Origin of the sequence: Sphingomonas cavernae, assembly GCF_003590775.1 — a bacterium.
Taxonomy (GTDB): domain Bacteria; phylum Pseudomonadota; class Alphaproteobacteria; order Sphingomonadales; family Sphingomonadaceae; genus Sphingobium_A; species Sphingobium_A cavernae.
This window is the reverse complement of the sequence record NZ_QYUM01000004.1, coordinates 535,269-557,576: the sequence shown is the minus strand read 5'-3', so window position 1 is coordinate 557,576 and position 22,308 is coordinate 535,269. Positions and strand designations below refer to the sequence as shown.

The 22,308-nt window shown below is 63.8% G+C and carries 20 protein-coding genes; 9 read left to right on the top strand and 11 right to left on the bottom strand.

All coding sequences use genetic code 11. The annotated features are described in order from the left end of the window. Positions 1-259 precede the first annotated feature (259 nt). The 3 genes from galU (at position 260) to D3876_RS17995 (ending at position 2,789) form a co-directional block, all read left to right on the top strand. The gene (gene galU / locus D3876_RS18000) at positions 260-1,138 is read left to right on the top strand and encodes a UTP--glucose-1-phosphate uridylyltransferase GalU (RefSeq protein WP_119764852.1); all 879 of its coding nucleotides are present in this window, start codon (positions 260-262) and stop codon (positions 1,136-1,138) included. A gap of 97 nt (positions 1,139-1,235) precedes the next feature. Continuing rightward, the gene (locus tag D3876_RS21145) at positions 1,236-1,637 is read left to right on the top strand and encodes a hypothetical protein (protein WP_338014344.1); all 402 of its coding nucleotides are present in this window, start codon (positions 1,236-1,238) and stop codon (positions 1,635-1,637) included. A gap of 54 nt (positions 1,638-1,691) precedes the next feature. Then, a complete protein-coding gene (locus D3876_RS17995; RefSeq protein ID WP_338014343.1) occupies positions 1,692-2,789 on the top strand; it encodes a M20/M25/M40 family metallo-hydrolase in 1,098 nt (365 codons plus the stop codon). A gap of 19 nt (positions 2,790-2,808) precedes the next feature. On the opposite strand, the gene D3876_RS17990 is transcribed toward D3876_RS17995, so the two are convergent. From D3876_RS17990 to D3876_RS17955, 8 genes are all read right to left on the bottom strand, one after another. Next, positions 2,809-3,774, bottom strand: a complete 966-nt coding sequence (locus D3876_RS17990) for a hypothetical protein (protein ID WP_119764850.1) — start codon at positions 3,772-3,774, stop codon at positions 2,809-2,811. Position 3,775: 1 nt separating this feature from the next. Beyond that, positions 3,776-4,939: an outer membrane beta-barrel protein gene (locus D3876_RS17985; RefSeq protein WP_182912062.1), complete on the bottom strand. Its 1,164-nt coding sequence runs from the start codon at positions 4,937-4,939 to the stop codon at positions 3,776-3,778. A gap of 233 nt (positions 4,940-5,172) precedes the next feature. After that, entirely contained in the window at positions 5,173-6,474 is a 1,302-nt protein-coding gene (locus D3876_RS17980; protein WP_119764846.1) for a UDP-glucose dehydrogenase family protein, read from the bottom strand. Between the two features lie 25 nt (positions 6,475-6,499). Beyond that, positions 6,500-7,648, bottom strand: a complete 1,149-nt coding sequence (locus D3876_RS17975) for a glycosyltransferase (protein WP_119764844.1) — start codon at positions 7,646-7,648, stop codon at positions 6,500-6,502. Positions 7,649-7,765: 117 nt separating this feature from the next. Next, positions 7,766-8,017 (bottom strand): hypothetical protein, encoded by a 252-nt coding sequence (locus tag D3876_RS17970; RefSeq protein ID WP_119764842.1) that lies wholly within the window; start codon positions 8,015-8,017, stop codon positions 7,766-7,768. Positions 8,018-8,085: 68 nt separating this feature from the next. Continuing rightward, positions 8,086-9,414: an O-antigen ligase family protein gene (locus tag D3876_RS17965; RefSeq protein ID WP_119764840.1), complete on the bottom strand. Its 1,329-nt coding sequence runs from the start codon at positions 9,412-9,414 to the stop codon at positions 8,086-8,088. Between the two features lie 43 nt (positions 9,415-9,457). Next, positions 9,458-11,623, bottom strand: coding sequence for a GumC family protein (locus D3876_RS17960; protein ID WP_119764838.1), 2,166 nt, complete (start codon positions 11,621-11,623; stop codon positions 9,458-9,460). Between the two features lie 63 nt (positions 11,624-11,686). Next, positions 11,687-12,634 carry a glycosyltransferase family 2 protein gene (locus D3876_RS17955; RefSeq protein WP_119764836.1) on the bottom strand — a complete coding sequence of 316 codons (948 nt, stop codon included), beginning with the start codon at positions 12,632-12,634 and terminating at the stop codon, positions 11,687-11,689. A gap of 232 nt (positions 12,635-12,866) precedes the next feature. On the opposite strand from D3876_RS17955, the gene D3876_RS17950 reads away from it, so the two are divergent. The 4 genes from D3876_RS17950 to D3876_RS17935 are packed head-to-tail and all read left to right on the top strand — an operon-like array spanning position 12,867 to position 17,226. After that, positions 12,867-13,622 carry a glycosyltransferase family 25 protein gene (locus D3876_RS17950; RefSeq protein ID WP_182912061.1) on the top strand — a complete coding sequence of 252 codons (756 nt, stop codon included), beginning with the start codon at positions 12,867-12,869 and terminating at the stop codon, positions 13,620-13,622. 12 nt (positions 13,623-13,634) lie between these two features. Further along, the gene (locus D3876_RS17945; RefSeq protein ID WP_119764832.1) at positions 13,635-15,131 is read left to right on the top strand and encodes a lipopolysaccharide biosynthesis protein; all 1,497 of its coding nucleotides are present in this window, start codon (positions 13,635-13,637) and stop codon (positions 15,129-15,131) included. After that, complete coding sequence (locus D3876_RS17940; RefSeq protein ID WP_182912060.1) at positions 15,128-16,141, top strand: polysaccharide pyruvyl transferase family protein; 1,014 nt, start codon at positions 15,128-15,130, stop codon at positions 16,139-16,141. The genes D3876_RS17945 and D3876_RS17940 overlap by 4 nt, the downstream gene beginning before the upstream one ends. Beyond that, on the top strand, positions 16,138-17,226 hold the full coding sequence (locus tag D3876_RS17935) for a glycosyltransferase family 4 protein (protein ID WP_119764828.1): 1,089 nt from the start codon (positions 16,138-16,140) through the stop codon (positions 17,224-17,226). Before D3876_RS17940 ends, D3876_RS17935 begins: the two co-directional genes overlap by 4 nt. A gap of 146 nt (positions 17,227-17,372) precedes the next feature. Here D3876_RS17935 and D3876_RS20950 read toward each other — a convergent pair whose 3' ends face one another. Further along, positions 17,373-18,764, bottom strand: coding sequence for a sugar transferase (locus D3876_RS20950; RefSeq protein ID WP_119764825.1), 1,392 nt, complete (start codon positions 18,762-18,764; stop codon positions 17,373-17,375). A gap of 372 nt (positions 18,765-19,136) precedes the next feature. Between D3876_RS20950 and D3876_RS17925 the strand changes: the two genes are divergently transcribed. Further along, a complete protein-coding gene (locus D3876_RS17925) occupies positions 19,137-19,775 on the top strand; it encodes a serine acetyltransferase (RefSeq protein WP_238475436.1) in 639 nt (212 codons plus the stop codon). A 135-nt stretch (positions 19,776-19,910) separates the two neighbouring features. On the opposite strand, the gene D3876_RS17920 is transcribed toward D3876_RS17925, so the two are convergent. Further along, positions 19,911-20,474, bottom strand: coding sequence for a polysaccharide biosynthesis/export family protein (locus tag D3876_RS17920; protein ID WP_147417688.1), 564 nt, complete (start codon positions 20,472-20,474; stop codon positions 19,911-19,913). Between the two features lie 143 nt (positions 20,475-20,617). Here D3876_RS17920 and D3876_RS17915 point away from each other — a divergent pair, with 143 nt between their 5' ends. Further along, positions 20,618-21,874, top strand: a complete 1,257-nt coding sequence (locus D3876_RS17915; RefSeq protein ID WP_274378992.1) for an amino acid aminotransferase — start codon at positions 20,618-20,620, stop codon at positions 21,872-21,874. On the opposite strand, the gene D3876_RS17910 is transcribed toward D3876_RS17915, so the two are convergent. Further along, entirely contained in the window at positions 21,871-22,299 is a 429-nt protein-coding gene (locus D3876_RS17910) for a flagellar basal body protein (RefSeq protein WP_119765671.1), read from the bottom strand. The genes D3876_RS17915 and D3876_RS17910 overlap by 4 nt on opposite strands. Between the last annotated feature and the right edge of the window lie 9 nt (positions 22,300-22,308).

Below are 22,308 nucleotides of genomic sequence, written 5' to 3'. Positions count from 1 at the left end.
TCCGCTTCAATCCTTCGCAGAAATGACGGCCCGCACAAGCCCGTCAATCAGTAATTCGCATGCGATCATGGTGTATGGCCGAACAGACACGAACGATAAATTTGAGCCTTCCACTGCAATCCGACGCGGCTGATGCAGCGTCCACCGTGAAGCGAGCCAAATCACGGTTCATCCGAATTCCTAAATCCTTTCCATGCGTTGACTTGTCATGACGCCACGTGATGTTGCGCCGCAGCATTGTTGTGTAACGGAGTATCTCATGGCGCAAATCCGCAAGGCCGTCTTTCCCGTCGCTGGCCTCGGCACTCGCTTCCTGCCCGCCACCAAGGCAACTCCGAAGGAGATGCTGCCGGTCGTCGACAAACCGCTGATCCAATATGCGGTCGAAGAAGCGCTGGAGGCCGGTATCGAGCAGATGATCTTCGTAACGGGGCGCGGAAAGAGTGCGCTTGAGGATCATTTCGACATGGCGTTCGAGCTCGAAACGACGATGCGTTCGCGCGGCAAGGCAATGGATCTGGTGGAAGGCACGCGGCTGGCGCCGGGCGCGATCACCTATGTCCGTCAGCAGGAGCCCTTGGGATTGGGGCATGCGGTGTGGTGTGCCCGGCACATCATCGGCGACGAGCCTTTTGCGGTGATCCTGCCCGACGATTTCATGGTCGGCAAACCCGGTTGCCTCGCCCAGATGGTGGCCGCCCATGCGCGCGTTGGCGGGAACATCATCTGCGCCGAGGAAGTCGATCCCGCGCGGACGGGAAGCTATGGCATATTGACGCCGGGCAACCGCACCGGCGCGCTGGCCGAGGTCACGGCCATGGTCGAGAAGCCCGCGCCCGCGGATGCGCCGTCCAATCTCGCAATCGTGGGGCGCTATATTCTCCAGCCCGCGGTGATGGAGGCGCTCGCCGACCATCAGCGCGGTTCGGGCGGAGAGATCCAGCTCACCGATGCGATGGAGAAGGTCATGCGCGACCAGCCTTTCCACGGATATACCTTCCAGGGACGGCGCTACGACTGTGGTGACAAGGCGGGTTATGTCGAGGCTACAATGGCGATGGCGCTCGCCCGCCCTGAACTTGCGGCCACAGTGCGCGAATTCGCCGCTTCGATCATAGAGACGCGTGTGGCCGCCTGACGCGGATGGCCTAAGCACCCCCCTGTTCAGTTCCCGCCTATCCCGTTAGCCTGTCAGCATAATAGGCTGCAGGCGAACGACAAAGGGAGGAAGGGCGATGGCGGATCAGGGGCGGAACACGACCGAATCGATCGATCGGCGCACGATGATGAAAGCGGGGGGCGCGGCGGTCGCACTGCTCACGCCCGGGCTGGCACAGGCAGCCTCCGCCGATGCCGATCGTGCGGCGGTGCTCAAGGCGATTGATGCCGATCAGCCGGCATCGGTGCAGCGGCTCGCCGACTGGATCAAGCTCCCTTCGATCGCCGCTGAACAGCGCAACATCGACGAAGGCGTCGCGCACATGATCGCGCTCGCCCGCGATACCGGCTTCCAGACGGCGAAAGCCATCCCGACCGGCGGCGTTCCCTCGGTTTTCGCGACGCTCGATGCCGGCGCGAAACATTGGGTGGGCGTCTATTTCATGTACGACGTCAAGCAGTTCGATCCCGCCGAATGATCCTCGCCTCCGCTAGAGGCGCGGCTCGTCGACCGGCCCGGCCTCGGGCAGGTGATGGTCGGCCGCGGCGCGGTAAACCAGAAGGGGCCCGAAATGGCGTTCCTCGCCGCCGTCCGTGCCTTCAAGGACAGCGGCAAGAAACTGCCCGTCAACATCGCCCTGATCGCCGAGGGCGAGGAGGAAATCGCCTCGCCTAATTTCTCGAAAGCGATCAGTCATCCCGAGGTGCTGCCGGCGCTGCAGCGTTGCGTCGGCGTGTTCATCCCTTCCGCCAGCCAGTCGCCGGACGGCAACAGCACGATCACGCTGGGCGCGAAGGGGGCAGTGGAGCTCGAGCTGATCTCGAGCGGCGAACGCTGGGGGCGGGGCCCGACCAAGGACATCCATTCGAGCAACTTTGCGCGCGTGGACAGCCCCGCATGGCGGCTGGTGCAGGCGCTCGATACGCTGATGAAGCCCGATGGCCATACGATCGCGGTCGAGGGCTGGTACGACAATGTCCAGCCGCTCTCCCCGCGCGAAAAGGCGCTGATCGCCGAAACCGCAAAGCGCACCAGCGAGGCGGAGGTGAAGAAGCAGCTCGGCGTGAGCCGCTGGATCAACGACGAGCCCTGGCAACGGGCGCTCGAACGTCTTGCCTCGCAACCCACGATCAACATTCAGGGGCTCGTCGCAGGCTATACTGGTCCTGGGGGCAAGACGATCCTGCCGCATCGGGCGGTAGCGAAGATGGAGTTCCGCCTGACGCCCGCGATGACCAGGGAAGAGGCGATCACCAAGTTCAACGCCCATCTGAAAAAACACGGATTCGATGATCTCGAGGTCAAGGTGACCGGCGGCTACGGCCCGACCAGCACCAAGGAGGACAGCGCGCTCGTCCGCGCCGAAAAGGCGGTGATGGAGCGGCTGGGGGTTGCCTACACGATCATTCCCCGCAGCGCGGGCTCCTGGCCCGGTGTGATGTTCTCTGGACCGCCGCTCAACCTGCCCGCCGCGCAATGGGGCATGGGTCACGGCAGCGGCGCGCATGGCCCCGACGAATATTTCCTGATCAAGAGCACAAATCCCAAGGTCATGGGCATGGCGGAGGCCAGCAAAGCCTATGCCGAGCTGCTCTATGAAATCGCCAATCAGGCTTCCATCCGCGCGTGATGCCGGTGCCGTAAGCTGGCTATTTCGCGGTCCGGATCTTTTGTGCGGACCGCTCGGGCACCCATTTGATCCTGGGAATCTGCTTTCCGCCCGCGACCATCAACGGTGCTCCGGGGGCGTCGATGTCGGCGTTGTGGATTTCGATGATCGCAGGCGCCTTGGTATCGAACAGAAAGACGGGCGCCTTGTTCGCAGGATCGGCACGGACCACGGGGCGGTCGATCACGTAGCGCGCCTCGGGCCCGTGGAACGAGAAATGCGCGGGGCCGCCAACGCCTCCGCGCCACCTCGGATTCTCGCTCCGGCAGCGCTCCAGCCGGCCATTGCCCCACAGGCGAAAGTTGCGCTTGTTGTCGTGCGCCGTGCAGCCGATCAGCATTGCGTCGCTCGATTTCAGGTCGAAGCCGCCGTCGCTGCAACCGCTCGCGACGCAATCGAGATAGCGGATCGCGCGGTTGCCGCGCTCGTCGGTGAAGCCGTCGCCGTTCCAGTATTTGTCGCGCGGGCGCGCGCTTTCGGCGAAGCCGTGCGCCTGGACACGGCGATAGATGATATCGTGCGCCTCGTCGTCAAGCGCGAAGCCGACGCAATAATTGGCGCCGTTTGAACCGCCATAGGCGACAACGTCTTCGATCAGGCCGTCATGCGATGTGTGGCGGATGCGCGTCATGCCGCGCTGGAGGTCACGCGCGGTGATGCGCCGGAGCACGAAGCGCGTCAGTGGCGCGGGCGGCGCACCCTTTGCAGCGGTGTTCTCAAGGAAGCGATAGAGCCGCGCGGCTTTCACATCCTCAACGATCAGCCCATTGACCGGCTTGTCGACGATGACCGCGCCATTGCCCAGATCGACAAAGCGGGCCCCGCGGATCCTCTGTCCCGAGCGGACGCGCTGGCCCGGCGGGCCGGTATTTCCGGGTTGAGCGAATGCGGTAACCGGCGCCGCAACCGCTGCGGCCAGGATCGCACGTCGGGTAAACTGGGTCATTTCACATTCCCTGCATGGTGACGCCGGCCATCAGGCGATGACGCGCAAACTCGCGGCCGGGAAAGGTGCCGGCGGCGTCCTGATCGCGAAAGTCGTACTGCATGCGCAAGGCATAGCGCGGGCCGAGCTTGTAATCGGCCGCCAACATGGCGCCCCAGATGTCGTAGCGGCGGTCAATGTCCTGGAAATCGTCATGCTCATAGTTCGCACCCGCGCTGAGGATGAGGTTGCGGAACACTTCGTAATCGGCCTGGAGCGACGCCGATGTCGCGACATAGGCGCCTGTGCCGATGGTCGATGCTTCCTCGACACCGCGATTGGCGTTAAGCGTCCAGGTGAGCAGCGGCGTCATGAAATATTCCAGCTTCGCGCGCGCGGCCAGCCCTTTCACGGTGTCATAGGCGGGACTTTCGAAATCCTGCCGGAAATAGCCCAGGCCGACCTGCCCGCGCATGACCTTGGTCAGTTCGAAATTTGCGCCCGTGGTGATCCGGTAGCCGTTTGAATCGCGCGATGGTTCGAGCAGTGACTGTGCCGGGTAGTTCCGCTCGTTGAACGTGACGTTGACAAACGCCGAGGTGTCGGGGCTGAAGGCGTATTCGGCGGCAATGTCGCTCGTCAGCAATGTGCGGCTGCGAAAGTCCTGATCGACGAGATTGCCGAGCCCGTCGCGCCCGTCCTGATAGTCGCGGTCTTCGACCCCGATGCGCCCCGCGATGCGCAGGCGGTTGAAGCTGTGCGCCGCACCCAGATAGCCCGTGACATAATCGTACTGGACGGGCGCGCGCAGGTTGAGCGGGGAGTCGGGATCGGCGCGGTCCTCGGTACGCCTGCCGTTGCGCGTGCCCGCATAGATCTGCGTGTCGCGGCTGATAGTGTAGCGCCCCGCAAGGCCGAATGCGACGTCGGTGGTGCTCTGGTTGCCGTGCGAGAGATATTCCCGGCGGTCGAGTTCGACCGCGCTCGTGACATCGAGGCTGCCGAGCAGCGCCGAGGCGGTCATCCGCGGACGGACGCGAAGCATCAGGTCGTCGATTGCATCGGACGTGGCAAAGATGTTGCTGTCATAGGTGGCGTCCGCGCTCACCCTCGGCATCACCTCGATCCCGTCGATCCGGTAGGGGACGGGGTCATAGAGCGGCTGGGGCCGGTCGCGCACGGCCACCGCGCCCTCTCTCCGGAACTGGAGGTATTCGCTACGGAAGTCCTCCAATATATCGGCCTGTTGGGCGGAAGCGGGAAGCGCGGTTCCCAGGATGAGGGCGGCACCACAGGCCGGACGCAAACGCAATATGAACATCACCGCCCACAAGCGTTCGAACCCGGCTTTGGATGCGTTGCAGCAACAACGGACGGGTCACCGCGTTCAACGCGCGCGATGAGCCGCGCCCGCGCTTGTCAGCGTCCCACCGCCGTGTAGGAGAATCCCGCATTCTCAACCTGATCGCGCGGATAAATGTTGCGCAGGTCGACGAGTACAGGTGACTTCATGATCGACTTGGCGCGCGCAAAGTCGAGCGCACGATAGGCGTCCCATTCGGTGACGATCACCGCCGCGTCGGCGCCTTCCATCGCGTCATAGGCGCCGCTGCAATATTCGACATTTTCGAGCACCAGCCTGGCCTGCTCCTCGCCCTCCGGGTCGGTGGCGCGCACGATAGCGCCATTGTCCTGGAGCACTCGGATCACGTCGATTGCCGGGCTGTCGCGCATATCGTCGGTATTGGGCTTGAAGGTCAGGCCGAGCACCGCGATTGTCTTCTTGCGCACCTCGCCACCGAGCGCGTCGATGACCTTGCGACCCATTGCGCGCTTGCGCGCATCGTTCACCGCGACGACCGATTCGACAATGCGCTGCGGCACGCCCGAATCCTGAGCAGTCTTGAGGAGCGCAAGCGTGTCCTTGGGGAAGCACGAACCGCCATAGCCGGGGCCGGCGTGAAGGAACTTGGCGCCAATGCGGTTGTCGAGCCCGATGCCGCGCGAGACACCCTGCACGTCGGCGCCTACTTTTTCGCAGAGATCAGCGATCTCGTTGATGAAGGTGATCTTGGTCGCAAGGAACGCGTTGGCGGCGTATTTGGTGAGCTCGGCGGTCCGCCGGCTCATGAACAGCATCGGCGACTTGTTGATGAAGAGCGGGCGGTAAACCTCGCGCATCACCTCCTCTGCGCGCGCATCCTCGGTGCCGACGACGATGCGGTCGGGACGCTTGAAGTCGCCGATCGCAGCGCCTTCGCGCAGGAACTCGGGGTTGGAAACCACAGCGAACTCGGCCTCGGGATTGGTTTCGCCGATGATGCGCTCGACGTCATCGCCCGTACCCACGGGCACGGTCGATTTGGTGATGACGACGGTATAGCCCTTGATCGCGCGCGCAATGTCTGCGGCAGCGGCGTGGACATAGCTGAGATCGGCATGGCCATCGCCGCGGCGCGAGGGCGTGCCCACGGCGATGAAGACGACGTCCGCTTCGGCAACTGCGTCGGTCAGATCGGTGGTGAAGGCAAGGCGCCCCGCCTTGACATTGCTGGCGACCAGCGCGTCGAGACCCGGTTCATAGATCGGCATGCGGCCAGCGTGCAGCGCGTCGATCTTTTTCTGATCCTTGTCGACGCAGACCACGTCGTGCCCGAAATCGGCAAAGCAGGCGCCCGATACAAGGCCCACATAGCCCGAACCAATCATCGTGATACGCATGAAATCTCCAAAATTGTGGTGAGGTTTAGTTTGCGTGCCCCGGCTGGGGTCCATCTAGCGCCTGCTCGATGACGCGCCAATAGCGCCGGGCGGCATTCTCGGGCGCAAAGGCGCGCGCGCGATTGAGCGCCGCGGTCGCATAATGTTCGCGGACCGTCTTGTCCTCGAGCGAGCGCATCGCGCCTGCCATTGCGGCGGCATCGTTGCACGGCACGAGAATTCCATGTTTTGCGCGGGTCACGCCCGAAATATCCTCGCGCGCAGCCTCGGCGAGTATCTCGGATGGACCCGAAAGGCAGTTGGTCGAGACTACCGCAACGCCCGTTGCCATCGCCTCGACTAGCCCATTTGGGAAGCCCTCGGCATTTGAGGGTAGCACGAAATAGCGCGCGCCAGCGACGAGCGGAAAGGGGTTTTCGAGGAATCCGGCAAGGATCACACGGCTCTGAAGCCCCAGTCGCGCGATCTGAGCCTCGAGCGCGCCGCGCAAGGGACCGTCGCCGCCGATGACCAGCTTGCCTGCGACGCCCGAGGCAGCGAAGGCATCGATCAGCATAGCGAAATTCTTGTTCTCGACGAGACGGCCCATCGCCGCGACATAGCGGCCATCGACCGCGATCGGCGGTGGCTCGGTGGCGCGCCGGGCAATGAAATCGACGTCGACCGGATTGGCGATCGCAGTCACGCGCGCGACGGGCACCGCGAAGTTGTGGACGAGGTCATCGGCAACACCATGCGACACCGCGATCACCGCGCTCGCCTTTGGGTAGGTGTAGCGGACGAGCATGCGGCCGAACTTGCCCGCCGCGTCGTTGCCGAGATGCGCGCTGGTGTTGACTCGCTCGCTGATGATCCAGGGGCGACCACGCCCGCGCATTGCATAGGCATTCGCGACGTTGGCGCGGGTTAGGAAGCTTAGCGTGGCATCGGGACGAATGCGCCCGACGAGCCTGCGCAGTCGCAACGCGCTCCGGGCAAGACTGAAGCCGCAGTCCAGCCGGTGAACCGTCACCCAGTCGGGCACGGCATAGGCCTGTGGCTCGTTGTCGAGCAGCGCGAGCTCGATCTCGAAACGCTCGCGCCAGCCTTCCGAATGGCGCAGCAGCGTCGCCATTACGCGTTCGGCGCCGCCGCCCGTCAGCGAGTTGATGATGAAAAGGATCTTGCGGCGCAAAGGGGCTGATTTCCGGACTGAATCACTGGATCGATCAATGGACGATCCATCCAATGCTGCAAAGCACAATGAGTTCCGGAATCGGCGGATATGCGGCCGTCCGGCCGCTTTGGAGGATCAGCCGAAAAGCAACCAGGCGGGGATCGCCACAACCACCCAGGCAACCAGACCTGCGGCAAGGATGGTTCGCATTTTGCCGGGCAAGCCACGCGCCTTTTCCGCGGCGGTCGGCGCGTTAAAATCTTCGCGCGGCAATGTCTCGGGCGCGTCATGCTCAAGCGAGTGTTCGGCGCCAAGTGCGGCGCGCGCGCTTGCTGCAACGACGGCAATCGAGGAGTCCTCCTTAAGGACGGCACCGGGCGCGGACATGTCGAGACTCCGTTGTGAGGCGTGCTGTCGCTTATCGTCCACCTACGGTTTCCCGTTCCTTAAAAAGCCTATGCCCGGGCGCGTCTGCTCCCGACCTGATATCTGGGGGCCCCCGCCTCCACTGCGGAGAATAACGAATATCCACAGACAATGGCATAGAGAATTATGCCCTCCACCTGCCACAGCGCCATTGTCGCCAGATTCATGAGGATGAAGGAGAGGTGCGCGAAGACGAGGTCATAGCGGACGGCACCGCGTGCGCGCAGCGCCTGGCCCAGCATCGCGGCCCAGAAGAGCAACAGCGCGGCAAGACCCGCCACCCCGAGTTCGAAGAGGAAAGCCACGAGCGTGTTGTGCGGATAGACCTTGAACCAGTTCTCCCAGCTATCGGGACCAAATCCGAAAAGGTGGCGCAGCGTCGAGGCATCCAGCCAGGTGAAGATATAGCCCGACCAGATATAGGCGCGGCCTGAGAGAAGACGGCGCTCCTCGATCGAGAATTCGTGCTGCGGCTTGATGAACTGCCCGGGATCACCGAGAAACAGCGCCAGATCGGCAAAGCGGTCCGACGCCTGCAGCGCAAGTATGGCGATCGCGGCGAACGCCACCACCGCCATGACGAGGAAGAGGATGACGCGCTGGTCGCGCCGGAAGGACAGCACCGTGCCGCTGACCGTCTGGAGAGCGGCGAGTGGGAGCAGCGCTATGATCGTCGTGCGATAATTGGCAAGTGCGATGCCGATGATGAGGATCAGCAGCAGCGCAGCCTTTAGCGGCTTGCGCAATGTCTCGGTGAAACAGGCGACGACGAAGAAGGTAGCGAGCGCGACCGAAAACGCGGCCTCGTGGTTGTAGCCGCCGATATAGCTGACCGATCCGTCAAGCTCCGACGCCTTGACCGTCCCCGTCGCGATCGAGAGCAACTGGAAGACGAGCAGCGGCGCGAAGGCCCATAAGAGAGGGCCGAAGAAGCGTTCGGGTCCGTTCTGGCGCAGCGCCTCATAGGCGGCGACCATAACGACGATGAAATAGCCATATTTCACCACGCTATCGAGCGCGGTGACGATCCCCTCGTTGAGGGCGGCGCTGGTGAGGACGAGCAGGATGATTGCGTAGACCGGGAACAGGGCCTTCAGCATGAGATGACGCGGCTGGATCACGAGGAAGCCCGCGGCGGTGATCGCGATCGACCCGATCGCGTTCCAGCTAAATCCCGCAAAGGCCTGGTCATAAGTGACTGTATGGAAGACGCTGAGGATATAGCGCGCCCACACGGCGGCAATCACGAAGCGCGCCGCGCGGCCCTCGACACGACGCAGCGCGGCGAGCAGCGTCGCGGCGAGCAGCGCGGTGACGACAAACAGGATCGGAATCGGGAAGGACGGTGCGCCGCCCATCAGCACACCCTTCCGCTACGCAGATGCGCCATTGCAGGCCGCCTCAGGAATAATATTCCTTGTAACGCCCGAAATAGAGGCCGGCATCGCCGAAGCCGCTGCGCGCCTGTTCGCGGACATCGACGCGGCTGAGTGCGACGCCCGCGACATGCGCGCCGACCGCGTCGAGATGCTTGAGCGCGATCTCCGCTGCCTTGGCAGGCGTCTTTTGCCACTGGACGAGCATCAGCACGGTATCGGCAAGCGACGCGAGCACACGTGATTCGGCCACGGGCAGGACGGGCGCGGTGTCGAGCACGACGAAATCGAAGCGGTGGCGCAGCTCCTCGAGCACGCGCCGCATTGCTTCGGATCCGAGCATGTCGAAGGGCACTTCGCTTCCGGGGCGTTGCGCGATGCACCAGGCGCCCGAAGCTTCGTCGCGAATAAGCGCCTCATCCAGGTTGGCGCGACCTTCAACCACATCGGCAAGCCCGGCCGGGATGGCGTCGGACAGGAGCTTGGAGGAGGCACGGCGGCGCGAATCGCAATCGATCAGCACGGTGCGCGAGCCCGAAAACGCTGCGGTACGCGCAAGGCAGATCGCGGTATTCGTCTTGCCCTCACCCGGAAGCGCGGACGTAATCGCAACGACCTTCACCTCACGCGCTGCGGGCGCGAACAGCAGCGACGTCTTGAGCGCGCGGAACGCCTCGGCAAAGGCCGAGCGGGGATTTTCGATCACGAATTGCGGCGGCCACGCCGCCCCGCCACGCAGCTTGCGGCCCTCAGGCAGCGTGCTGAGCTCAGGAATTGAGCCGAGGGCAGGAACGTCGAGGCGTTTCTCGATGCCATCGGCGGTTTGCAGACCGCTTTCGCGGAACTGCATGATCAGCACGACCGCCACCGACGCCACAACTGCGCCGACGAGGGCGATGCCGAGGAAGATGAGCGGATTCGGCGACATCGGGATAACCGGCGCCTGTGCGCGGGACACCTGCTCCGCGCCGCTGGTTTCGGTGCCCTGACGTGCGACCGCTTCCTTGTAGCGGTCGAGAAAGGCACGATAGAGCACGCGCGCGGACTCCGCGTTGCGCTCGAGTTCGCTCAGCCGGACTGCCGCCGTGGTATCCGTCGCGAGCCGGCCCTCGACGCCGCCGATCGACCCGGCGATCGACGCAGTCCGCTGGCTGGCCACACGGGCTTCGGCGGAAAGGCTGGCGACGACGCGGTCCACTTCGGCCTGGATCTGGCCGTCGATATCCTTGAGCTGGCTTTGCGCCTTCACAAGGTCGGGATGCTTCGGCCCGTATCGCGTCGAGAGATTGGCGACCTCGGAACTGACCTGCGCGCGCTGTGAACGGAGCGCTGACACGGTCTGCGAATTGAGCGCCTCACCCAGGCTGTCACCGCCACCGCCGCGCGCGATCTGCCCCTGTGCCGTGTTGAGGCGCGCCTGCGCCGCTGCCTGCTGGGCACGCGCCTCGGCGAGTTGGGTATTCAGCGTCGAAAGTTCCTGCTGCGTGACCGAACTGACGTCCGACGCGGCGAACAGGCCGTGCGACGCGCGATACTGCGCGACCGCCGCTTCTGCGGTCAGAACCTGACCGCGCAACTGGTCGAGGCGCGTGCCGAGCAGCGCTGCGGCGCGCTTCGAAGCGCCCGACTCTGCGTCGAGATTGGCCTGGATATATTCGTCGATCACACCATTGGCGACGCGCGCGGCCAACTGCGGGTCCGCAGAAGCATAGCTGACGCCGATCGCGTAGGAGACACCCTCGCGCTTTACCTCAAGCCTCGAAAGCAGAATGCGGATGGCGCGGTCGCGTGTCGCCGCCGCCTGCGCGGGCCGCTGGTCGGGGTTGAATTCGACGTTCTGCGTGAGCTTGAGCGCATCGACCACCCGTCCCGCCATCGCGGGCGACTGCAGCACATGTACCGCGGTATCGACCGAGGGGGAGTCGGTTGCGAGCGGCTGGGAAGCGTTGGCCTGCGGGATCAGCTCCTCGGCCTGGCGCTCGACAACCATCGTAGCGGTGGCGACATAGCGCGGGTCCGAAAGGACATAGAGCAGCGCGGTGAGCAGGAAGGCTGCGAGCGATGCGATCGCGATCGGAATCCACCGTTTGCGGAGCGTGCGGCCGATCGCGCGGAGGTCCAAAAGTTCGCCGCTGTCGTCGCGCGGGACGATGCTGCGGGTTTCGGCGGGGACGGGGACAAGGCGGTTCATCGAGGACCTCCCGATAGCGTGCGCGACGGGGTTGAACGGAAGACGCAAGAGAACACCAAGATATTAGACCCTTTTCACCGAGCGGTAGATGCCCTGGCGCAATTTCGCCGGCATCAACCGCAGCCCCTCGATCAGGAGGTAGAGCCCAACACCCTCGGGCAGATAAAGGTTCCGCGCAAAGCTGGGCGGAATCCGCTCACCCTTGAACGAAAAGCGCGCGTAAAGGCCGATCTGCTGGTTGATCAGACGCCGCAGCAATGCGCGTTCCGCCGCATTTGCCCCACGCATCATCGCGCGCGCGGTCTCGACGATCAGCGGCAGCGTGTCGGGATTTGTCTTCTTGCTGACCTTGTTGTCTGAATCACGGTGGAATTCCGCGGAGGGGCGCGTGACATAGGTGAAGGGCGCGGCGCGGACCGCGCGCAGCCACAGGTCCTTGTCACCGCCGCGCACGCCCTTGCCCGCGGGGAACAGGCCCGCGCGCACCAGCACGTCACGACGGAACGCCGCGGCCCCCGTCCAGATCGGACAATCGCGCGTCTCCAGCCACAATTGCAGAAATCCGGCGAGCGACACGCTTAGTCCCTCGGTCGCCGCGAGCGTCGCGGGCATGTTGGAATTGTGCCGGCAATCTTCAAAGACATGCTCATAACGCGTCGAGACGCAGCCGACCTCGGGGGTCCGGGCGATCGCTGCCGCAATATCGGCCAGATGCGTCGGCGCCCACATATCGTCGGCGTCGAGAAATGCGATCCAGTCACCATCCGCCTTGTCGATGCCGAGATTGCGTGCCGCATAACCGCCGGGACCGGGGGTGTCGCGGAAGAGCAGGCGGATGCGCGGGTCCTTGATCGCGGCGATGATCTCGGTGCTTCCGTCGGTCGACGCGTCGTCGATCAGGATCACCTCGTGCGGAGAAAGCGTCTGGGCGAGCGCGCTCGCAACGCTCTCGGCGACATGACGCGCCTTGTTGTGGACGGGAATGATTACGGAAAAGCGCGGGTTGGTCATTTTGCCCCGTTTTTTGCAGCGCCGAAGGCGATCAGGTCAAAATCGCCGACGAGTTGAAACAAACTTCCAGAAACAGGCCTTTTTCCGGGATTTTATACGGCCTAGCCTTATTTGTGTGCAATGCAGCATGAAGTCACTTGTCTGTCGCAGGGAACGCATCGACGCGGATAGGGTTTCACAGTTTCATGCAACGCCGGGCGACAATGACAGAAATGATGAAAAAGGATGCCGAATGACGCCCCGACCCGTACGCACGCGGATCTTCGTCGTCAGCATGGCAAATGCCGGGGAACGCCGGCGCACCTTTGCTTCGGGCGCGGGCGCGGCCGGCGTCAAATGGGACTTCTTCGATGCCTGGGATCGGCTGCATCCCGAGTTGAGCTATGACGAGGATGCGGCGATCGTCGCCAAGGGGCGGCCGCTGCGTCAGGGCGAACTCGGCTGCTATTCCAGCCACTTTGCGCTGTGGATGCAGTTGATCGCCGACCCTGACGCCGATCAGTATGTCGTGCTGGAAGACGATGTGATCGTCGACTGGGACTATCTCGCGCGTTTCGCGGCGGTCGATCACGGCCTTTCAGGGCATGACTATATCCGGCTCTATTACAAAAAGCCCGCGCCCAGCCGTGTAATCGCCAAGGATTTCGTCTGCCGGGCGACGTGGCTGACAGAGGTTTCAGGATATTGCTTCGGCACGCAGGGATATCTGATCACGCGGGCGGGCGCGCAGCGACTTGCCGGACATTGTCGCGAGGTGCGTCGCCCGATCGACGACGAATTGGATCGGAGCTGGATCCATGGTGTCCGCAATTTGTCGGTTTTCCCCTTTCCGTTGATGGAGCGAAAGGTGGAGAGCGGGATCGGGCTTCAACGCTTCGAGCGTTTCCCGGTGCCGCGACGCCTGAAGCTCCAGCGTTTCGTTGCGCGGACTCGCGAACGCGCGGGTTATCAGCTCTTCGGCCGTCGCCGTTTCCGCTTTCAACGCTGAGGGACGTTGAGCATGGCTGAACGTGACCCTGGCAGCGCCAGCGATGCCGTATCCGGCTTCGACGCGGATCTGCGCGACAAGACGACACGCTCGATTGGCTGGACGATCACGCGGCAGGTCAGCGACCAGCTCTTTTCCTTCCTCGTCTTCGTCATTCTTGCGCGGCTGCTGACCAAGGAGGCGATTGGCATCTACGCGATGGCCTATGTCTTCGCGGAGATCGGCCGGATCATCGCGACGGCGGGGTTGATGCAGATCATCGCGCGCGCGCAGATTGCGGATGCGAAGCTGAAGGACACCATATTCTGGAGCAACATCGCGCTCGCCATCGCCTATGTCGCGCTGGTGTGGGTGACGGCACCGTGGATCGCGCGCTGGGTCGAGCAGCCCGGGCTCGTCGCTCCATTGCGGGTGCTGGCCCTTGCGCTCCCCATCAACGCGCTGGGCGCAACGCACATGGCGCTGCGGCTGCGCGAGTTCGGGCACAAGACGATCGCGCTGCGTTCGTTGCTGGCCGGGATCATCGGCGGCGGCGCGGCGGTCGTGGCGGCCTTTGCTGGCGCGGGCATCTGGGCGCTCGTCATCCAGCGCTGCCTGACCGAGGCGGTGGGCGCGGTGCTGGCATGGACGTCATATCGCTGGGTGCCCGGGCGCGCCTTCGACTGGCAGCAGGCCAGGCACAATCTCGGCTTCGGCGGTAATCTCACCATCGCGCAGCTCATCTTCCTCATGATCGTGCGCGTGCAGGATTTGCTTATCGGCGCCAATCTGGGCGCGGCGGCGGTCGGCACCTATCGCGTCGCATGGCGATCCAACGAGATCTTCGCCAACGGCGCGATCCAGCCCTTCTCCTCGGTTGGGCTGCAAACCTATTCCCGGCTTCAGGGCAATCCCGAAGGATTGCGGCAGGCCTATCAGGCGATGCTCGGCACCTGCGCGGCGCTCTCTTTCCCCGCGCTCGTCGGCTTCGGCGTGTTGTCGCCCGAAATCGTGCCGTTGGTCTTCGGCGCGAAATGGGCCGAGGCCGGGGCGCTGGGCCAGATCTTTGCGTTCATGGCGGTTCCCTACACGCTCAACTATTTCGCTTCGCCGGTGCTGACCGCGATGGGGAACAGCCGCCGCCAGCGCACGCTCGCGGTGGTGCAGTTGCTCTCCACGCTGCTGCTTACATGGCTGGCACTGCCCTTCGGGTTGATGGCGGTAGCGATCGCTTATGTCGCACGATCCTACCTGACCTTACCGCTGCAGATCCGTTTCCTTAGGGAAACATCAGGAATCCGGTGGCGCGACACCGTCGTTGCCGTCCGTGCTCCTTTCATCGCCTCGACCGCGATGGGCGTGCTGCTCTGGAGCGCCCTTGCCGCCATGAAGGCCACAGGATGGCTCGCGGTGATCGCCGCGATTGCGCTTGGCGGCCTCTTCTATCTCGGGGCGTTGGCGCTTCTGTCTCGCTTTCATCGCCAACTCGCGGCAAAACTGCTCACACGAAAAGGCCTTGTCCTACCATGACCGAAATGCTGACCGTACGGCCCGCCACACGCGATGCGCTGATCGCAGACCTGAAGCACAGCATCGACGCGCAGCTTCTCCCGCTGCTCGACGATGCGCCGTTTGCACTGGTCGATTACCCCGATCACAGCAATGTCGGGGATTCGGCGATCTGGTTGGGCGAGACCGCCTTCTTCTCCGCGCATCACCGGCGGCCCGCCTATGTCAGCGCGCTCAAGAACCACGTTGATGACGAATTGGCCGCGGCGATCGGCGACGGCACGATCTTCCTCCATGGCGGCGGCAATTTCGGGACGATCTGGAAGGCGCACCAGGATTTCCGCATCGCGATAATGCGGCGGTTTCCCGACAATCCCATCGTGCAATTGCCTCAGTCGATCCATTTCGCGTCCGAAGACTCGGTGGAGGAGACCGCGCGCGCAATCGAGGCGCATGGACGTTTCACGCTGATGGTGAGGGATGTTCCCTCGCTGGAATTCGCGCGCAGGCATTTTCAGTGCGAGGTGCTGCTTGCGCCCGACATGGCGTTCTACATGGGCGCGCTCGACCGGGGTCCACCGAAACATGACCTGTTTTACCTGTTGCGCACCGATCTGGAAAAGTCGGTCGAGGGGCAGGTGCGCGCGGGCGGGCGTTCGATCGCCGTGGCCGACTGGCTGGCGGAGGACCGGATGCAGATCCGGTTGGTGCTCGCGGCGTCCAGGCTGCTCACAATCGCTGACAATCCAAGGGTTGCGCGCGTGAAGACCTATGACCGGCTGGCGCGCGCGCGGCTCGATCGTGGCACTGTCATGCTGTTTTCCGGCCGCGCGGTAGTGACCGACCGGCTGCACGGCCATATCCTGTCGACGCTGCTCGACCTGCCGCACGTGGCGCTCGACAACAGCTATCGCAAGCTCGGCAATTTCATCGACGCCTGGACAGGCGGGTTCGATCGCCTGCGCACAGCCGAAGCACTGGACGAGGCGTCGGCGCTTGCCGGCGACCTGCTGGGAGGCGGGCGGCGATGAAGATTGCCGTTACCGGATTGCGGGGTATCCCGGGCGTGATGGGTGGCGTCGAGACGCATTGCGAAGAGATGCTGCCGCGTGTGAAGCATATCGCGCCCGACGCCGAGATCATGGTTTTTGCGCGTGCGCCCTATATGCGTGAATCGCGCTACGCCTATCGCGGCATTGATGTCATTGCGGTGCCATCGCCAAAGTCGGTGTCGCTGGAGGCCATTGTTTCCACGTTCAACGCGATTTTGGCCGCACGGCGCGCGGGTGCGGATATCGTACATATCCACGCGATCGGTCCTGCGTTGCTCGCCCCGATGGCACGGATCCTGGGGCTGCGGGTGATCGTGACGCATCACGGTGAAGACTATAACCGCGCCAAATGGGGGCGATTTGCCCGAACGATGCTCAAGCTCGGCGAACGCTTCGGGACGGGGTGGGCGCATCAGGTGATTGCAGTGTCTCCGTCGCTCGCCGCACGGCTGCGTGCGAAGTTTCCGGGCGCGGCGAGCCGGATCACCTATATCCCCAACGGCGCGCCCGAGCTGCCTGTGGGGGCAACGGGAACGCTTGCGCGGCTGGGTGTGGCGCCTCAGGGCTATCTGCTGGCGGTTGGCCGGCTTGTGCCGGAAAAGGGGCTTCACGACCTGATCGACGCGCACGCGCTGGCGGGTGACCCACGCAAGATCGTGATTGCAGGCGGCGCCGATCACGCGAGCCCCTATTCGCGCGCACTGCTCGAACGCGCGAGCGAGTCCGTGATTTTCGCGGGGCTTCAGGATCGCGCCAACCTGCGCGCGCTCTACGAGAATGCAGCACTTTTCGTAATGCCGTCCTATCACGAGGGACTGCCGATCGCGGCGCTCGAGGCGGCATCATGCGCGACGCCGATGCTGCTCAGCGACATCCAGCCCAATCGCGACCTCGGGCTGCCCGTTGCGCACTATTTTCCGGTGGGTGACGTAAAGGCGCTTGCCGTGGCGCTCGGCCGCTCCGCGGACGAATTCGCGGTCGACGCCGCGAGCTTGCGCCGGCGCTTCGACTGGGAGGCTATCGCACGCAGCACGTCTGAGGTGTATCGCGCAGCGGCGGCGTGAACCGATAAAGTATCCTGTTCAGATTGAAGCAGTGCCGTCACCCTGAACTTGTTTCAGGGTCCATGCCTGGGCCTCCGCGGGGCCACCGGCATCAATGGATGCTGAAACAAGTTCAGCATGACGATTCAATCCTTTCAGGACAGACGCTAGAACGCGTTCTTGTGAATAACCACGCCGAAGGTGCGGAACAGGATCGCGATATCGAGCCAGAGTGACCAATCGCGGACATATTCGAGGTCGGCCGCGAGGCGGTTCTCGAGGTCGCTGGCATGTTGCGTCGCGCCGCGGAAGCCGCGCACCTGAGCAAGGCCGGTAAGCCCCGGCATGCAGGCGTGACGCAGCCAGTAGTTGCGGTCGATGTCCCAGAACAGCTTGCTGCTTGCGGTTGAACCGAGCGCATGCGGCCGAGGTCCGACCAGGCTCATATTGCCGATGAGCACGTTAAAGAGCTGGGGCAGTTCGTCGATACTCGTTGCGCGGATAAAACGGCCGACGCGCGTGACGCGATCATCATCGCGGCTTGCCGATGTCGTGCCTGCAGCGTCGCCGCGATCTGCACGCATTGAACGGAACTTGTACATTCTAAACAGCCGGTTACCGTGGCCCAGCCGCTGCTGGACGAACAGCACGGGGCCGGAGCTTTCGAACTTGATCGCGATCGCGACAAGAATCAGGAGCGGCAGCGCGAAGAGCAGTGCAGGGATCACGATCGTCAGATCGAGCAGCCGTTTCAACGTCAGGTCGACCATGCTCAACGGGCGAATATGGTCAGGATTGACGGCCGCGCGCAGATTGCCCCGCAGCATGGCGTCGATATCGGTGCGTACCTCACCCGCGACTGCTGCGCCTCTCAGCGCCAGCGTCCAGTCATGCCGCCGCTCTGGCTGACACGCCACCGTGACCTTGTCCACCGCGCGGAGCAGGTGGCCCAGCCGGTCGAGCATGATCGGATCGCCCATGTCGGGCTGGATACCGGCCTCTTCGGCGTGTAGTGTTATGACGCCGGGGCTGGGCACGTGGGGAACGCCGTCGACAATCATCAATTCGCTGACCGGATTGTCGTCAAGCACGCGTCGCGACACAGTATCCGCGATAGCACGCGCAAATACGAGAAGCAGCGCGCCGCTGCCGATGGCGGTCGCGATGAAGGCGGGATGATGCTCCCTCAGCAGCCCGAGCCCATAGAGCATGAACAGCACCAGCGCGGAGGCGGCGAGCAGCGACATGATCGCGCGCATCGTCCCGCGCACGGGATCGGTGAGCGCGTCGAGGACATAGGCGCGGTTATTGAGCGCAATGCCCGAAAACACCGGAAGCACCAGCCCTGCGAGCTTGAGCCCTGGCGACGCGAGCGGATTGTCGAGGATCAGCAGGTTGGCAGCGAGAAAGCCGAGCAGTACGGCGCCCGCATCGAACATCACCATCGAAGCGTAGATGCCGAGACGGCGCGATCGCTTGGTCAATGTGAAGGGCGCGGGTGCAAGCAGTGCAGCCGCAACAAAAGGCTTGCCTTGAACCGAACCGACTGGGGCGTTCATTACAGCTCCTAACGCTTTCTAAAATCGTCAAGGCAGTTTTGGCCGGTCCTCTCCCAGTCGCAGCCAACTCATGCCTATTTATGCTGCAACGCAACCATGGAGCGACGTACGGTATGATTTTCGAGGGGAATTGATCCAACTCATTTTCAAGCCAGCCCTTTTTTCCTGACGCAAACCCGCTCTCGTCATACAGCAGCCCGTCCAGAACCCCGCGTCCCTGCAAGGGTTCCGATGACTAGAGCCAAAATGTGCATCCAGCGCGATCAGAGACTTGATAAGGGCCGGAAATGCGTTTTTTCTCGACGGAACTGTTGGCGCGCGCGTGCATTTTGTGTGGCGCTGCAGCATGGTGCAGCTTCCAGGGAGCGACGCTTGACGAACCACACCGCCGAAACTGCACGGCCCCACAGCTTTCGCCAGATCCGCGTGCTGATTGCGTCTGACCTCTATCGCTATGCCGGCGCGACGGGAATCGGGCCCTTCCTGAGGCACTATCTCTTTACGCCGGGGTTCAAATATTCGACGGTGATGCGGCTGTGCGGCTATCTGAAGCGCCGACGCGCGCTGCGTTGGACACTCTATCCGCCGTTCAAGCTGCTGCTGCTGCGCTATCGCTACAAATACGGGATCGCGATCCCCGAATATACGCGGATCGGGCCGGGTTTCTTCATCAATCGCTTCGGCAATATCATGGTCAACGGCGATGCCGTGATCGGCGCCAACTGCAACATCACGCACGGCGCGATGCTGGGACAGATGAACCGCGGCCCCAAGGCCGGGTCGCCGATCCTGGGCGATGACGTGTTTCTGGCGGCGGGGTGCAAGGTGATCGGGCGGATCCATCTCGGCGACCGCTCGGCGGTGGGTGCGAACGCCGTGGTGACCAAGGACGTACCCGAGGACGGTGTGGTGGGCGGCATTCCCGCCAAGCTGCTCTCCACCAACGGCTCGGAGGGTTATATCAACCGTCGCGTGAACCCCGATATCAGCAAGGGCGTGCGGCCTGGCTAGAGCATCGAGCGTTGAATAGGGTTCAGTGCTCCTGCGAAAGCAGGAGTCCATTTTCGCGGGCGTACAGTCGTTTCCGGCATGGGCTCCGGGTCAAGCCCGGAGCACGAATATGGATCAGGTATAGCGCTCGGTGCTCTAGAAGTAGCGCTCGGCGATGCGGATCGTGTCGCCGGGCAGGATTGCAACCGAACCTTTGAGCGCGAGTTCGCGTTCGGCGCTTTCGCCGGCGCGTTTGATGAAGATCTTTTTCTGCTGCGCGCGGTAAGTGAAGCCCTCTGCCTTGGCGACCGCAGCAAGGGCGGTCATGCCGGGTATATAGGCATACTCGCCGGGCTTGTTGACTTCGCCCAGCACATAGACGGGCTTGTAACTCTTCACCTCGACCGTCACGCGGGGATTGAGGAGGAAGCCGTCGGCAAGCCGCGTCTGGATCGCCGCCTCGAGCTGCTGTGCGGTCTTGCCCGCTGCGGGGATAGCGCCGATCAGCGGCAATGGCAGGTTGCCGTCGGCATCGATCGTGAAATCGCCGGTCAGCGTGGGCTCGCCAAAGGTGGTGACCTTGAGCGCCTCGCCCGCGCCCAGCGTATAGGCTGGAACCGCGGCGGCAGGCGCGGGAGGGGCTGGCTGTTGCGCGGCACAGGCGGCAAAGGGCAGGGCGATGGCGGCCGCATGGCCAAGGACAACACGACGCAACGACATCAAACGCTCCTCATACGCAAACAAGCGGGTGAGGACGCAGCGGCCCCCCGGGAGCGAATAATGCAGTGGCGACGATCGGGTTCCGACATCGTGCAAGATCGCCGGTCGGAAGGCTGCACATGTGAGACCGGACGTATTGGCGCTTGCACTCGACACTCCAACTGCTGCATCGCCTCGCGCGACTTGCCACACCCGATCGTCAGGAAGGCCATATTTCCATGTTCGACCAGTTGAAGCCGCAGCCGGCCGATGCGCTGTTGTCGCTGATCAAACTCTACAATGCCGACCCGCGGGATTCGAAGATCGACCTGGGGGTTGGGGTCTATCGTGACGAGACGGGCGGCACGCCGGTATTCGCAGCGGTGAAGTCCGCCGAGCGCCGGCTGATCGAGACGCAGGACAGCAAGGCCTATCTGGGCCCCGAGGGCGATGTCGGTTTTGTGGCGGCGGTGTGTGATCTGGCGCTGGATGGCGCGGTTGCGGACGATCGGGTCGCAGGATTGCAGACCCCGGGCGGCACGGGGGCGCTGCGGCTCGCGATCGAACTCGTGGTGCGCAACCTGCCCGAGGCGACCTTCTGGGTCGGCACGCCGACCTGGCCCGTTCATATGTCGATCCTGACGGGGCTTGGCGCCAGGGTCAGGACCTATGAGCATTTCGATGTGCAGCGCCAGGCGTTCAACGCCGATGCGATGCTCGCCGCCGCGCGCGAGGCGGGGCGTGGCGACATCTTCCTGCTCCATGGCTGCTGCCACAATCCGACGGGCGCGGATCTGGCGCCCGAGCATTGGCGCGAGGTCGCGCAAATCCTCTCGGCCAATGGCGCGGTGCCGCTGATCGATCTGGCCTATCACGGTCTGGGTGAGGGGCTCGGGGCGGATGCGGCGGGTGCGCGCCACATGATCGGCGCGCTGCCCGAGGCGCTGATCGCCTATAGCTGCGACAAGAATTTCGGCGTGTATCGCGAGCGCACCGGCGCGGTCTTCGCGATCGCCGCCGACTGCGCCGCGGCCGAGGTCGCCGGATCGAACCTCGCGACGATCGCGCGCAATAACTGGTCGATGCCGCCCGACCATGGCGCCGCGGTGGCGCGGCTCATCCTGACCGACGCCGAACTGCGGGTGCAGTGGCAGGACGAGCTTCAGGGCATGCAGGCACGGCTGTCGCGCATCCGCCAGCGCCTTGCGGCCTGCGGGAAGGCGGGCGACGTCGATTTGTCGCACATCGCTGCCCAGCGCGGAATGTTCGCAACGCTGCCGCTATCACCCGCCGCGATCGCGGCGCTGCGCGAGCGTCACGGCGTCTATATGGCGGGTTCGGGCCGCATCAATATCGCCGGGCTCGCCGAGCGCGACTGCGACCGTTTCGCCGCCGCGCTTGCCGACGTCGAGGGGCTCTAGACGCCCCGACCGATCGCTGCCTTCAGCAACCCCATCTGCTTGCGGTAGAGATTGGTCATCGCGGCGAAATCGGCCTGAACCTGGCCCATTTTCAGCAACTGGTCCTCAATCGTGACATTGTTGCCGTCGGGCTTGGTCTCGCTGATGTCGGTGTCGGCGATGATGCCCATGCCGCCCTGTGGGGGCGTCGCGCCCAGTGCGGCCATGCCGCTGGTGATCTGGATGCGCGGCCGCCCGACCCGCGGCTTGCCGTTCACAGTGCCCTGAGCGGCAAGCAGCGCAGAGAAGTCGGGCGTTTCGACTTCCTGCGCCTTGAAACGTGGTGTTTCGCTGTTCGCGATGTTCTCGGCGATCACGCGCTGCCGCTGCGCGAGATGCTTCATCTGCTGGTGGATTCCCGCCATCAGCGGAGAGGTGGTGGTCATCATGCGTTT